We start from the raw sequence: 13842 nt of genomic DNA, 5'->3' as shown, positions 1-13842 counted from the left end.
GGAATGTTGTGCATTGGCGGGTCTGATGTGGTGAAAAGCCAAATACTTGTGGTAAACTGCGAAAATGGGCGAAGACAGAAAATAAAAAAAGGTACTGCTCATAGATGAAACAGTACCTTTTAAAGATCGTTAAGTATTTACTTAACTCGGATCCAGGATCTTTTCAATGCGTTTTGCAATATCCTGTAAGTGAAATTTGCTCATTCTGTCTGAGGTACGGTTGGCAGCTGTTAAAGCTGCAGATCTCAGCGTAGTGAGTTCAGCACGAGCGATGGACCTGAGGTCTGACTGACTAATGGTCACCGCCGTTGATTTACGATAACCTCCAAAGTCGGGCAGTTTGCGTTGGTCTTCAGCGTTCATGATATATTCCAGTCGGTCTACATAAGCTTTCTGTAAATTTCTGCGATAGGTGTCTATAGTTCTTCCGTATCTGAGCTCAGACCAAATCCCCCTGCGAAGATCAGTCATAAGGTCGAGCAGCGAGTAAGCCTCGTTGCCATGGATCGCTTCGTATTCCACTAACCTGGCCATTTTGCCCAGGCTCATCAGATTATTGAGTGCTCTAACTTGAAGTGCTCTTACCCGTTCTACAGAACCTGAATACTCAATCTTTGCAAATAGGTCTGGATTGATCAGCCATTCCGGTGTTTCAAATAATTGTTCGTGTAAGAAGGCTACGCAATTTTCCATGTGTTCCCTGGGAACATAGGTATATACCGGCCCTTCCTGGTCATAAGTCTTGTGATTTTCGTACACGCCGCCAATGTTGTTGGAAACATGGCCCATATATCTGTTGAATTGAGAAAGAACCTGCCCGTATAAGGTTTCGAGATCGTCGTAATTCTTGCCGTCCTCTTTGGTCCACTCAATTAGGTTAGGAACTATGCGTTTGAGGTTGGCAATCCCATATTCACTGGCGAGGATGGCATTGTCACCGAGATCTTCAGTTTGTGAACTGGGATCTACTACATCACCAACCTGCTGATGTCCAAAACGATATAAAGGATCTCCCGCATGTTCCAAGATCCAGGAATCCAGGATAGACTTCTCGTCTTCCGCCGATGTCCCGGGGATAGGTCTGTAACCCCATTCGATGGCGTATTTGTCATAAATACCAATGTTCGGCATCAGGGCCACATCACCATCTTCGGGTTGTGCCACGTAATTAAAACGAGCATAATCCATAATGGACGGGGCTGTACCGTATTTCTTTGTAAAGGATTCTGAACGAAGGGAATCTACTGGATATGCTACGCTACTCCCCATATTGTGAGGTAATCCTAATGTATGCCCAACTTCGTGTGAAGAGACAAAACGAATGAGTCTTCCCATCACCTCATCCTTAAATTCTACGCCACGTGCCTCAGGGTTGATAGCAGCAGTTTGTACGAAGAACCAATTGCGTAAGAGCGTCATCACGTTGTGGTACCAGTTGATGTCAGATTCGAGGATCTCACCGCTACGAGGATCACTTACATGAGGTCCGTTTGCATTGGGGATGGGTGAAGCCAGGTATCTTACTACTGAATAGCGCACATCTTCCGGCGACCAGTCAGGATCTTCCTCCGGAGTTGGAGGGTCTTTTGCGATGATGGCATTTTTAAAACCTGCAGCTTCAAATGCTACTTGCCAGTCTTCGATCCCTTGTTTGATATAAGGTACCCATTGTTTCGGTGTTGCACGATCAACGTAATATACGATAGGTTTTTTAGGCTCAACCAATTCACCATTTTTGAACTTTTCCATATCCTCATCCTTAACTTCCAGTCTCCAGCGATCCAGGAAGGTTATGGTCTTGCTTTCCTGTGCATCCAGGCCGTAATCAACCTGTCCTCTTGCAAACCACCCCACACGCTTGTCGAAATATCGACGCTTCATGGGTTCTGCGGGAAGGAGAATCATAGAATTGTTGATCTCGATGGAAATCGATCCTAGACTCTGGTTAGAAGGAGGACTTCCTGCATTGTATGTTTTAACGTGTCTTGCTTCAATGTTTAGGGGGTAGCTCTTTAGCGATTCCAGATAACTCCTGTCCGCATCAAGGCGTGTAGCCTTATAGCGCTTCTTTAAACGGTCTGGCATACCCAGGGCCTGAACATCTTTGGTAAAGAGTTCGTCTACCTGAATGACTGTAGCCGGATTCAGGGAATCCTTTTTAAAGGCTTTTATATCAAATGAATAGAGAACGGGTTCGAAGTTAGAATTTACGACAGCCTCGTGTACCGGAAGTGAATCGGCAGCAACAACGTCATAACTCACCACTCTGAGCAGCACCTTTTTCGGTTTCTTTTCCCATCTCAATACCTGTGTATTGATCTTTCCTCCACCAAAACCAATGCCTGATGCAGTTTTAGAGATCCGACTCACCATAAGCATTTCACGATTAAAGAGTGAATCAGGGATTTCGTAAAAGTGGGAATCATCAACAATATGAACATCAAATAGCCCGGAATCGGTAATTGCATCTTTGGTGATCACCTTATCATAAGGTTCCGGATCACCTTTTTTAGTTTTTGCCGCCGGTTTTGAAGATTCGGCTTTTTTCTTCTTTTTGAAAAGTTGCGCTTCTGTACTTTGGGAGTATCCTGCAACTAAAAGTATCACAAGAATTTTAGGGAGTAATTTCTTTAGCATTTCCTAACTTTTTAAAATTGAATTTGCCAAAGAACCGAAAAATTAAGCAAACGTTCTGTTAAGATTATCATAAGTAGAGCAGCGCTTAGATAAATTAAACAGGAGGTTGAGAGATTAGGAAAAACAGCAAGTTTGAGGATTTTTACACTGCCGACAATGGTGTAATTCGCAGGAAGGGAATTGTTAAACCTAAGCTAACGATGTAACACAAGGTCTTTTTTGGAGTCTTATAAACATAGAATAACAATCATCAAATCAATCTAAAAATGAACAAATTATTAATCTTATGTGGAATGGTTTTCCTGGGGATTACCTCCACGCCGCAATCATCTTTTCCCGATGAGGTTCAACTTGAAACTGAAACAAACCCGGTAATCCTTTTAGATGAAAATTTCGTCGCAACTTCTCTTGTGATCAATGTCGCGAACTGGGAGTGCACTGAAGAAACTGAATCGAAAACCCTTGAGCTATCTGCTATCCCGTACTTAGAAGACAATGAGGAGCTCGATCTCGGATTTAATACTGCAGATTACCTGCCACAGAACTTTGATCCATACAGGGCGTATTTTGATCTCGCCTCAGTGGAATATGTCAACATCATTGAAGAAGAAGTGCATGACTCGGATCTGAGCCTGAATTTACCTGAGGACTTCAATCCTTTTGCTTTTCCTGCTCATTTTATGGATGTTTCTTATATAGAAGAGGAGGATCTGAGTCTTGGATTTGACACTGAGGATTATTTGCTTGCAGGTTTTGATCCTTATAAAAAGGAATTAGATCTCAATTCCATAGTGTATCTCGAAGATGAAGATTTGGATCTAGGTTTTGACACTGGTCAATATCTACCAGAAAATTTTAACCCTTACAGTCTATAGTGAGCTGTACTGAATATAATTTTGTTTGATCACTTATTTGAATTAGTTAGTTGAAAAGCCCTTGTTAAGCAGGGGCTTTTTCTTTTGGCAGGACGAATTCCCCTTTAGGCAGCCTTCTTAACAGAAGTTTAACGCTAAAAAATCAACTGCGTTAACTGCAATAAAAAGCCCTCCGGATCGCACTAATATGTGCATTTCGGTCCAAACCTTGTCAACTTCATAAGGAAAATCTATAGATTTTGTGAAAGTGATTATTCGTGCTTATACTAACGTATGTTAATCATTTCTGAAGTACAATAAAAATGGGGCTTTCGGGTTATATCTTTGCTTGGAAATAAAACCAAAAAAAGCGTTATGAATACAAATATTATAAAAATTAGTGCACTTTCATTCTTAGCGGCGGGACAGATCGCCCTGGCGAATGATACTTTAAATGATAAAAATCTGATGGTAGGGGAAATCACTTATCTACAGGATGAGGAAACTACCTCTCCGGAAATTGATACGGAGGCGTATTTACCTGAAGATTTCAATCCTTATGCCAGTCCGGTTAACGGTTTACACGTGAGCTTCATAGACGAAACAGACGAGGTAGAATTGGGATTTGACACACGTGAGTATCTTCCAGAAGGATTCAATCCTTACAAATGCGAATTTAATATTCATTCAATAGAGTATATCGATGAAAACGATCTCTTTGAACTCGATTTTGATACGCGTCAATATCTTCCTGAGAATTTCGATGCCAATATTGGCAGATAAGTAATAAGACAAAGATGATTCACAAGCTCCGAAAGTAATTTCGGAGCTTTTTTTTAGAATATAAGTGGCATAATTATTTGAAACATAATAATCAAAAGGACCACTGAAATCAGATTCAGAATTATCCCCGCCCTCGCCATTTGATGCACTTCAATAAATCCACTCGCAAAGACTATAGCATTAGGGGGAGTAGCCATTGGGAGCATAAATGCACAACTACTCGCTATAGTTACCGGAATTAAAACATGTAACATAGGAATACCCAGCCCTATCGCGATACCAGCTACGACAGGTGCAAGGACGGCTACCAGTGCCACATTGCTCATCAATTCAGTCATAAAGAGCATCAAAAGAATCAGCAGTGATACTGTAAATAAGATAGACAATTCACTTTGCGCAATCGCCTCGGAAACCACGTCTACGATTCCACTACTAGACATCCCATTGGCGAGAGCCAAACCTCCCCCGAATAAAATAAGTATTCCCCAGGCCAGTTTGCTGGTATCGTTCCATTGAATGATAAAATCGCCCTTTCGCAAATTGTAAGGCAAGGAAAATAGGGCAATAGCCCCTGTCATGGAAATAATGGTATCGGATAGCCCCAGAGAGGGGAAAATTCCGTTGATGACGGTGCGAAATACCCACAAAAACACCGTAACCCCAAAAATGGCCAGGACCATCTTTTCCTTTCCGGAAGTTGGCCCCAATTTTATAAGTTCATCCTGTATCACCTTACGAGAAGCTGAGAATTGCAACTGCTTGTTGGGGAACATCCATTTAACCAAAACCCAATAACAAATAAAGAGCAACAAGGCCGAAAACGGGAGACCGAAAGTCATCCATTTTAAAAAAGAAATCTCGATCTGATACTGATTTTCGAGTAGCCCAATTAAGACCGAATTAGGGGGTGTTCCGATCACCGTTGCGATTCCTCCGGCATTGGCCGAAAAGGCAATTCCCAGCATTACACTCAGCGCAAAATTCTTATCGTCTTTTGTAAAGCCGTCCGCATCGTTTATTAAAAGCCCTATGACCGACATGGCAATGGGAAGCATGACCACGGTACTGGCCGTATTGCTGATCCACATACTCAGTGAAGCCGTGGCGATCATAAAGCCCAGTACCACTTTGTTGGGAGTTGTACCCGTGATCCTAATGATGGTTAGGGCAATCCGCTTGTGCAGATTTACCTTCTCCAGGGCAAGAGCTAGTACAAAGCCACCAAAGAACAGAAAAATAATCGGACTGCCGTAATTAGAGCCCACTTCTGAGATTTCCATCACATTAAGACTGGGAAACAGTACCAGAGGTAGGAGCGCAGTTACAGAAATTGAGACTGCTTCGGTGATCCACCAGATGATCATCCAGGATGCGGTGGCGATCACTGCGTTGGCGTACACCTTCCCGGGAAGAAGGTCGGGTAAATTAATGAGGATGATAAAAATAAGCGGCCCGAGGAAAAGACCTATTTTTTTACTCAATGCCATGTAACACTATTTAAGGCCTAAGCTATACTTAAATTTTTAGTTAGGAAAATAAAAAAGGGAGCGATTCGCTCCCTTTTTAGAACATGGCATCCAACCCTTACGGGCTCAGATCAATGAGTGTTAGATCATTGTCACAGGCTCCGTAGAAGATTTTTATTTCACTTTCATGATCATATCCCGCTATAAAAAAGAGCACATTGTCCTTTTTGACCAATTCGGGAAGGTAGTTTCCATTGTATTTTAATTGCGCTGTTTGAGCACCCTGAGCACTGAATTTACGCAGGTATTCATCTGTGGAGATCACAAAGGAATCTCCCAGTTCAATCAGGGCCTGAATGTTTGAGCTCCCTTCAAAATAAGATTTACTTACCGTATTTCCTCCAGGATCGGTCACCCTGAGCTCACCATGACTGTACATGACCAGGTTCCCGTTACTAAGCTGAGTAAGTTGATAGCTTCCATTTAGGTCGTTACAGTCGGCAACAGTTTCGGCGATGGACGTATCTTCGTAAATCACATGGCCGGTTACATTCAGATTCCCATCCATATATACTAACAGGGGTTTATACCCTGAAACATAAGGGAGGGAAATGTTCTTGGAGAAGACTGCCCCAAAGGCTACATAACCCCCATCTACGGCGATCATATCTCCAATCATGGAATCGGCAGGGCCAAAATTATTCAAGATTACTTCAAAGGCATCCCCACTGCTATTTCGTTTTTCTATGGCAGTTTTGTAAATGCCACCCTCTTCTTCAGTTCCAAAGTAAAGATCATCTGCGCCGTCAGCGAGGGCACCGTAACTGTGCTTTGTTGCAGAACTAATTGCATTCAGCAAGGTCCATACACTGGTGTAATTTACTTCTTGAGTGCCATAGAGGCCGCCCAGCGTTCTGGAAAAGACGAAATTCATTTTACCGGAAGGATAGAAGTTTACAAATCCGCTTCCTGAATTATAAGGTTTGTCGGCTATGTAATTTGAGGCGTATTGAAAATTCTCATCAAATTCTCGGTAGAAAAATTTTGACCCCTCAGTACCTATGTTGTCCTGGTATAACTCCAGGGAAAAGATATTTCCGGTTGTAGGATTGATCCCTACTTCAAGGGGTAGGCCGGTAAAACCGTCCGGGATTTCAGGAAACAGATAAGAAGCCTCAATGACCACAACGGTAACCGTTTTGGACACGGACTCACTTTCCTCATCGTCATTAGTGACCGTAAGGGTGATCTCATAGCTTCCACCTTCTTCAAAACTTATTGAAGGACTTTCCAGTTCACTACTGCTGCCATTGCCGAAATCAAACAAATAGGAGGTTGCTCCTTCAGAACAATTATTGATGGTGAGCATCTCACCAACATTTATTGTAGTAGCACTCAATTCGAAACAAGCCTTAAGGGCCAGTCCTTCGTCGGGATTTTCGTCAATTAGAGGGTTTGCGTCTTTAGAACACGCGTATAAAAGGATCAGGCATACGCCCAGGAGGTAGTATTTTTTCATAAACACAGATTTGAGGTTCCACGTCTATAAAACGCCTGATGGGCAATGATATTGGATTTTTTAACAGCTTTTCGACGAGATGCACTCCCACTAACTATCTGATTAATAATATTTTAGATAATATTAACAGGTAGTTTGTCGAATAGGTGTTTACTGCAGGGTGCAGAGCAGATTTTCTCCTTCTTTTACCACTTTTACCAGGCCATGAGCATTTAGACCTTTTATGCCCTTATCCCAGGCTTTGTTACTCAAACCTGCTTTTTCCTTGAGGGATAATAATGGCATTGGGTTTTGTTCCTTCAGATAACCCAAAATGGTTTTTTCGTTCTCACTCAGGTCTAGTGGTTTCTTTTCCGGTCTCATCTGCGGGAAGAACAATACTTCCTGTATGGAGGCATTGTCTGTCATCAGCATTACCAGTCGGTCTATCCCAATCCCAATCCCTGAAGTAGGTGGCATTCCGTATTCCAAAGCCCTGAGGAAATCCTGGTCTATAAACATGGCTTCATCGTCTCCTTTTTCCGAAAGTTTTAACTGGTCTTCGAAACGTGCGCGCTGGTCCAGGGGATCATTCAACTCCGAATACGCATTGGCGATTTCCTTGCCGTTGACCATTAATTCAAATCGCTCGGTAAGATCCTGGTTGGTTCTGTGTTCTTTGGTAAGCGGACTCATCTCTTTGGGGTAATCTATGATAAAAGTGGGCTGAATGTAGAATTTCTCACAGGTTTCACCGAAAATCTCATCAATCAGCTTGCCTTTCCCCATACTCTCATCGGTTTCAATTCCCAGTTTTTGTGCGATTTCGCGAATTTCGATCTCGTCTTTTCCATTAAGATCATATCCGGTATGCTCTTTTATCGCCCCGAGTAAGGGTACTCTGGGATAAGGTGCCTTAAAATCGATCTCGTTCTTGCCCACCTTCACTTTAGTACTTCCATGAGCATCCATGGCTACTTTTTCCAGGAGACGTTCCGTAGTATCCATCATCCAATTGTAATCCTTGTACGCCACATAGAGTTCCATAACCGTAAATTCCGGGTTATGGGTCCGGTCCATTCCTTCATTCCTGAAGTCTTTTGAGAATTCGTAGACCCCTTCAAATCCTCCTACAATAAGTCTTTTTAGGTATAATTCGTTAGCGATTCTCAGGTAGAGAGGAATGTTCAGGGCATTGTGGTGGGTGACAAAAGGCCTGGCGGCTGCACCTCCGGGGATGGGCTGTAGTATAGGTGTTTCCACCTCCAAATACCCCATCTCGTTAAAGAATTCCCTGATACTGTTGGTGATCTTTGTCCTTTTCACAAAAGTCTCCTTTACTTTGGGATTAACGACAAGGTCTACATAACGCTGGCGATAGCGCTGTTCGGGATCATTGAATTCGTCATAGACGTGTCCTTCCGAATCTTTTTTGGGGAGAGGGAGTGGTCTTAGTGATTTACTCAACAGATCAAAGTGCTTTACCATAATGGTCTTTTCTCCCACTTGTGTGGTAAATAAGCTGCCTTTTACCCCAATGATATCCCCAATGTCCAGTAATTTCTTATAGACGTCATTATACAGGGTTTTGTCGTCCCCCGGGCAGATCTCGTCGCGGTTGAAATACAACTGTATTCTGCCTTCGCTGTCCTGAAGTTCTGCAAAAGATGCCTTCCCTTGAATACGGCGAGACATGAGTCGGCCTGCCACAACCACCTCTTTGCCTTCTTCGTAATTCTTTTTAGCCTGGGAAGACCGGGTATCTACCGGATAAAGTTCAGCAGGATAGGGATTGATACCCATTTCGCGTAGTTTGGAAAGTTTATCTCTCCGGATGACTTCTTGTTCAGACAGTTGCATATACTCAAAATTGAGCTGCAAATATAGCGACAAGTGGTCAATCTTTCAATCTAATTCCTTGGAAGAAAGGAAAAATCAATACCGCATTTTGTAACAATTTAACTTTAGTGAAGACTGATAGAGTACATCAATCAAAATCAATTCAGAATGAGCTTTATACGCGTATTGCTCGCCATTTTATTTCCCCCCTTGTCTGTCATAGGGAAGGGATGTGGCTCTTTTATTATTGTTTTTCTACTTACCCTTTGTGGTTGGGTGCCGGGAGTTATTGCAGCCCTGATCATTTTAAATAATCCCAACTGATCCTTGTATCTTTGTGCCCTATGAATAAGCATGTGGCCATCCAGGATTTGGGATTTAAGGATTACAAGGAAACCTGGGATTATCAGGAACAGTTGTTTCAGGCGGTTGTGGATCAAAAGATCAGAAACCGAAGGGAGGGCACCACGCGGCCAACACCAAATCACTTTTTATTTGTGGAACATCCCCATGTGTATACCCTGGGGAAGAGCGGAGATATGGAGAATTTGTTGGTAGATGAAAAACAGTTGGCCGGCAGAGGTGCAACTTTTTACAAGATCAACAGGGGCGGAGACATCACCTACCATGGCCCTGGCCAGATTGTGGGCTATCCCATCCTTGATCTTGATAATTTCTTTACTGACATCCACAAATATCTGAGGTTGCTTGAAGAGATGGTCATCCTGACATTGGCAGATTACGGCCTTAAGGGAGAACGCTCGGAAGGTGAAACCGGGGTATGGTTAGATGTGGGCACTCCCTTTGCGAGAAAAATCTGTGCCATGGGCGTCAGGGCCAGCAGATGGGTAACCATGCATGGATTTGCACTTAATGTAAACACCGACCTTTCTTATTTTGATCTGATGATCCCCTGTGGGATTAAGGGGAAGGGGGTGACTTCACTCAATGTAGAACTGGGCAGACCTTCTATGGACATGCAAGAGGTAAAGCAGAAGCTACTCGGGCATTTCTGTGAGCTGTTTGAGGCACATTTGGAATAAGCTGAAATTGCGATAAATATTGATTTTCCCGGGTCTTATCGAAGAAAAAGATGATTCTAAGGTTTTGATTTTGTAACAATTACCTTCTATAAACGTCTATTAGGTAAGTAACCAAAGTAAAAAACTATCAAAATGTCTAGTATCAGAACCCAAATATCGCACAAGCTAATCATGCTGGGAATCTTTTTCCTGGGAATGTTGCTGAATTCGCAATATGAGGCGTGGAGTTCGTCAGATACTGATGCAAACCAGGCCCGGAACCCTTCATCTGAGATCCAGTATGAACAAACACAAGAAGGGGAAGTTTCCGATGATAAAAAAGAGGATATTGAGTCTAACCTGGCCAGTTATAGTTAAGAGATTAAAACATTGTTTACTCTCTTTCTGATCTGTAAGTATTCCTATTTTATAATTCCAGAAGATAAATCCCTGTTGAAATAACAGGCAGGTAAATTCAATTAGAGTATGCCGTAAGCTCCGTCCAGCTCATCAAATCCTGATTTTTCTTGTAAGTTTCCTGCTTTACCATACCCACGCCTTCAGCCAGCCACAGTCGAGAAGGAAAGGTTTTATTCATCCCCATTGTCTTAGTCTGACTATCACTATAGATCACATAACACTTAAAAGAACCGGCTGAAGTGGTGACGGTTTCCATTTTTTCTACTTTTCGGTTAAGGATATTCACAGTGGTCTTCATATTCATTCCCCCCATCTTCATGGTCATGGTGACATTGGCATCAGGCAAAACTTGTCCTACTTCCAAATTGTTAGGTAATTCTATATCCGTTCCGGTGATCTCCATTTCCATATCCCCCATTTGCTCAAACAAATTATCAGGCACTAAGGATTCATAGTCAATGGATACCTTATTGTCTTCACAAGTAAAGCTATAGTCTGTATTGTATATTTCCTTACCTTTTTCATCCTTCATTACAATAACCATGGTAGCCTGGGTAGCTCCGCCATTCGCGATAACCTCTGTGATCTCGTAATCAAGGACGCCTTCCGTTTTTCCTTTTTTATCATAGTTGGTATACTGAAATGTGGCTCCTTCCTTCATAGGGTAATATATGCTGCAGTCCTGGCTATAAACACCCCCGATTAAAAATAAGATCAAACAAAGACTAAGGATTATTTTTTTCATGAATATCTTCTTAAGGTTTCCATACCAGAAACCGATTAGTACTCCTAAAAATACTAAAAATTTGATGTTTATTTCCGGAAAGTAAGCCCTATTTTACCCCCTCTAATACCTTTTAGTTCAATTAATTGATCGTGTACACGATCACTGAATTCTCCTCAAATTTGGAGACGATCTCCACCCTCCTGTCGTTATCCAAGTCTGAAAGGTCGATCGGTGAAGCGGCATATACCGGGAACCCTGAAAATGAGATTGCATTGCTGTCAAAGAGGTAGGCCCTTTGCGTCTGAATATCCGTAACGCTCACGTAGATCTTGTCGTAGATATAAAAGATACGAGGTTTTGTATAGACCCCAAGGTCCAGGCTAGCCTTGTTCCCTTTAATGGTGAGCTCATTGTCATTCATCACTGAAAGGGTTTTAGTGGTAGCGTCTATCCCGTGGTCTTCGGATAGGTTAAAACGGGTTTTTGTGATCTTTCCACGGGTATCAATGGCAAAGAGCGTCCCTGTTTTATCGGTGATAATAAACTTGTTATTGTTGAGATAAACATCGTTTTCTGAAAAATCGATTCTTTCATCTACCGCAACCCGTGTATCGCCCACCCGATTTAAAATTCTAAGGGAACCGTCTTCGAGTTTAAAAACTAAGTAATCCTTGCTGCCGATCCTGAAATGTCTCGGCCTGTCGAGAACCGCAGTTTCAGCCTTTGTGTATTTGAATCCGTCTACAATTTTGCCCTTTCCGTTGTACATACGTACATCACTGCCCTGGGTCACCACAAAGCGGTAATTGCGATTACCTTCATAATCGAATACCGAAAGCGGATTGAGTAAGGGGCCGGAAAAGGACATATCAAAAGGAGCTACCTCTTTTCCGTTCCTGTCTAGTACCAGGAACTGATTACTGGTCGTAAAGGCAAGTTGTAAGCGACCGTTCTTGTAGAGGTCTATTTGTTCTATTCTGCCTTGTACTCTTCCTTCGAGTTTCTTCTTCCATAAAACTTTACCCGATGTTGAGATCAGGTAGAGGTTGTTCTCCGTGTCCTGTACAACGATCTCTTTTTTATCATTCCTGTGATCTGTTACAAATTGAGGGTTAGTTGCCAATGGTGCCCCCAATTCAACCGTGAAGAGCGGTGCAACTCCCCGTTTTTTTTGAGCATTCGTTTTTCTTTTAACAAAAGTGTTAAGGTGGGAGAAGGATCGGTCTGAGACGAGCTGAAAGGCGAAGACATGATCGGGCATGTCTGAACCCTGACCTAATAACATGGCTTTGGGGATATAGCGGGAAATTTCGTCAGTCAGTTTGCCGCCATCCGCAAGGAAGAGCATAGAAGAAGCCTCCGCCAGTTCGGAGCGGGCACTTTCGTATATCGCAGAAGTCTCAAAAGTTTTTTCACTGTTGATATTCCTGATCATAAGTTCTATAAATCTTCTATCCTCACAAAAGATAAAGGCATTGTCGAGCACTGTATAGTGGGTAGCTTTAAAATTGGAAATAAAGGCGGGAAAAGCCTCTTCCAGTAAAGCGCTAGATGCCAGGACCCCTATCTCCTTTCCTTGGTAATCATACACTGAGCTACGCGATTCCTGTAAAAATTCTGACAGGCTTAGTGCTCCAAATGTATTGATGATTATTCCCTTATTTTGCCCTTGAAATACGAGGCCTACTTCTTCGGTGGTTCCAAACAGCGCGTCTGCGTCATTGGCCTCAGTAAATTGTTGCTGCTGATTTGCCCTGAAGACCGCCTCATCCGTAAATGAAATCGTAAGCAATCCGTCTGCGCTCTCAGGGGCGAGGGAGGCAAGGGTATTCACTACGGGTTGGGTATTTGAAAAAAGGGATAGGAGTGAAGGTGTACTATCCGTAACGGTGCCAACACCTGTCCATTGTAATATGTCCTGTGAAGCCCTGAGATCCAGTGCCAGGGAGTTGGCTAAGTGAGTCCAGTTAAAACTACTTTTATTTGCCACTAAGGAATTCAGGGAATCGAGTTGAGGTGACTTTAAAAAGAGGGAAACTTCCTTTCCGGGGGCAGGGTTTTTAAGTAGGGATAGTAATTCATTCCCGGGATAGGAGGTTGAGTTTAACCATTTTTTTTCTGCGACCAGCAAAGAATCTATGCTGGAAAATCTCAGATTTCCCGTTTCAGAAGTGAACCACTTTACAGACGATACTGTAGTTTCCTCAATTAATTCAGGCTCCACCCTAATACTGTCTGTCTCAACACTGTCTGCCGTTTGTTCTTTAGGGGCAATTTCAGATATATAAACGTAAGAGAGGCTGTCAGAAGAATTGGGTATGGCCACCAGGTAACCCTCATCTTTAGTTTGGAGTTCTTTTAATTGTCCGATTATATATAGTAGATCAGCCCCATATTTCACAGTAGAAGAAGATGGGATAAAATCGCAGTTCCTGAGATCACGCTTTAAAGAAGCCGGGTCCTTTACTTTAAGGATAAGGGCTGCATTGGAGGGAATCGCCTCTTCTAATGAAATTTCAGTACGTTCCAAAGAATTACAGGCCGATATGAAGATTGCGATAAAGCCTATCGCCAGGATACTTCTCATGCACTAATT

Annotated in this window: 11 protein-coding genes; 5 read left to right on the top strand and 6 right to left on the bottom strand. The window is 42.7% G+C overall.

Annotated features, from left to right (window positions below):
* Positions 1-141: 141 nt before the first annotated feature.
* Positions 142-2637 (bottom strand): zinc-dependent metalloprotease, encoded by a 2496-nt coding sequence (locus EQY75_RS10610; protein WP_129605696.1) that lies wholly within the window; start codon positions 2635-2637, stop codon positions 142-144.
* A gap of 266 nt (positions 2638-2903) precedes the next feature.
* On the opposite strand from EQY75_RS10610, the gene EQY75_RS10605 reads away from it, so the two are divergent.
* Positions 2904-3512: a hypothetical protein gene (locus tag EQY75_RS10605; protein ID WP_129605694.1), complete on the top strand. Its 609-nt coding sequence runs from the start codon at positions 2904-2906 to the stop codon at positions 3510-3512.
* A gap of 354 nt (positions 3513-3866) precedes the next feature.
* On the top strand, positions 3867-4274 hold the full coding sequence (locus EQY75_RS10600; RefSeq protein WP_129605693.1) for a hypothetical protein: 408 nt from the start codon (positions 3867-3869) through the stop codon (positions 4272-4274).
* 53 nt (positions 4275-4327) lie between these two features.
* On the opposite strand, the gene EQY75_RS10595 is transcribed toward EQY75_RS10600, so the two are convergent.
* The 3 genes from EQY75_RS10595 to lysS form a co-directional block, all read right to left on the bottom strand.
* Entirely contained in the window at positions 4328-5761 is a 1434-nt protein-coding gene (locus tag EQY75_RS10595; RefSeq protein ID WP_129605691.1) for an SLC13 family permease, read from the bottom strand.
* A gap of 97 nt (positions 5762-5858) precedes the next feature.
* Entirely contained in the window at positions 5859-7259 is a 1401-nt protein-coding gene (locus EQY75_RS10590) for a PKD domain-containing protein (protein WP_129605690.1), read from the bottom strand.
* A gap of 150 nt (positions 7260-7409) precedes the next feature.
* Positions 7410-9098, bottom strand: coding sequence for a lysine--tRNA ligase (gene lysS / locus EQY75_RS10585; RefSeq protein ID WP_129605688.1), 1689 nt, complete (start codon positions 9096-9098; stop codon positions 7410-7412).
* Positions 9099-9245: 147 nt separating this feature from the next.
* Between lysS and EQY75_RS10580 the strand changes: the two genes are divergently transcribed.
* The 3 genes from EQY75_RS10580 to EQY75_RS10570 all read left to right on the top strand — a co-directional run bounded on the left by EQY75_RS10580 (position 9246) and on the right by EQY75_RS10570 (position 10477).
* Positions 9246-9401 carry a YqaE/Pmp3 family membrane protein gene (locus tag EQY75_RS10580; RefSeq protein ID WP_129605687.1) on the top strand — a complete coding sequence of 52 codons (156 nt, stop codon included), beginning with the start codon at positions 9246-9248 and terminating at the stop codon, positions 9399-9401.
* A 20-nt stretch (positions 9402-9421) separates the two neighbouring features.
* A complete protein-coding gene (gene lipB / locus EQY75_RS10575; RefSeq protein ID WP_129605686.1) occupies positions 9422-10120 on the top strand; it encodes a lipoyl(octanoyl) transferase LipB in 699 nt (232 codons plus the stop codon).
* Between the two features lie 132 nt (positions 10121-10252).
* On the top strand, positions 10253-10477 hold the full coding sequence (locus tag EQY75_RS10570; RefSeq protein ID WP_129605684.1) for a hypothetical protein: 225 nt from the start codon (positions 10253-10255) through the stop codon (positions 10475-10477).
* A gap of 97 nt (positions 10478-10574) precedes the next feature.
* Here the strand turns inward: EQY75_RS10570 and EQY75_RS10565 are convergent, their stop codons facing one another.
* On the bottom strand, positions 10575-11264 hold the full coding sequence (locus EQY75_RS10565; protein WP_129605683.1) for a TapB family protein: 690 nt from the start codon (positions 11262-11264) through the stop codon (positions 10575-10577).
* Between the two features lie 121 nt (positions 11265-11385).
* Positions 11386-13833, bottom strand: a complete 2448-nt coding sequence (locus EQY75_RS10560) for an NHL repeat-containing protein (protein WP_129605681.1) — start codon at positions 13831-13833, stop codon at positions 11386-11388.
* Positions 13834-13842 lie beyond the last annotated feature (9 nt).

The sequence above is a fragment of the Muriicola soli genome (genome assembly GCF_004139715.1).
In the GTDB taxonomy this organism is placed as follows: Bacteria; Bacteroidota; Bacteroidia; order Flavobacteriales; family Flavobacteriaceae; genus Muriicola; species Muriicola soli.
Note: the sequence above shows the minus strand (reverse complement) of the source record. Positions and strands in the feature narration are given on the sequence as shown.

What these genes read in the sequence shown, in the direction of transcription:
- EQY75_RS10560 (WP_129605681.1), bottom strand. Translation starts at nt 13,833, where the DNA reads ATGAGAAGTATCCTGGCGATAGGCTTTATCGCAATCTTCATATCGGCC.
- lysS (WP_129605688.1), bottom strand. Translation starts at nt 9,098, where the DNA reads ATGCAACTGTCTGAACAAGAAGTCATCCGGAGAGATAAACTTTCCAAA.
- EQY75_RS10590 (WP_129605690.1), bottom strand. Translation starts at nt 7,259, where the DNA reads ATGAAAAAATACTACCTCCTGGGCGTATGCCTGATCCTTTTATACGCG.
- EQY75_RS10595 (WP_129605691.1), bottom strand. Translation starts at nt 5,761, where the DNA reads ATGGCATTGAGTAAAAAAATAGGTCTTTTCCTCGGGCCGCTTATTTTT.
- lipB (WP_129605686.1), top strand. Translation starts at nt 9,422, where the DNA reads ATGAATAAGCATGTGGCCATCCAGGATTTGGGATTTAAGGATTACAAG.
- EQY75_RS10600 (WP_129605693.1), top strand. Translation starts at nt 3,867, where the DNA reads ATGAATACAAATATTATAAAAATTAGTGCACTTTCATTCTTAGCGGCG.
- EQY75_RS10605 (WP_129605694.1), top strand. Translation starts at nt 2,904, where the DNA reads ATGAACAAATTATTAATCTTATGTGGAATGGTTTTCCTGGGGATTACC.
- EQY75_RS10580 (WP_129605687.1), top strand. Translation starts at nt 9,246, where the DNA reads ATGAGCTTTATACGCGTATTGCTCGCCATTTTATTTCCCCCCTTGTCT.
- EQY75_RS10570 (WP_129605684.1), top strand. Translation starts at nt 10,253, where the DNA reads ATGTCTAGTATCAGAACCCAAATATCGCACAAGCTAATCATGCTGGGA.
- EQY75_RS10610 (WP_129605696.1), bottom strand. Translation starts at nt 2,637, where the DNA reads ATGCTAAAGAAATTACTCCCTAAAATTCTTGTGATACTTTTAGTTGCA.
- EQY75_RS10565 (WP_129605683.1), bottom strand. Translation starts at nt 11,264, where the DNA reads ATGAAAAAAATAATCCTTAGTCTTTGTTTGATCTTATTTTTAATCGGG.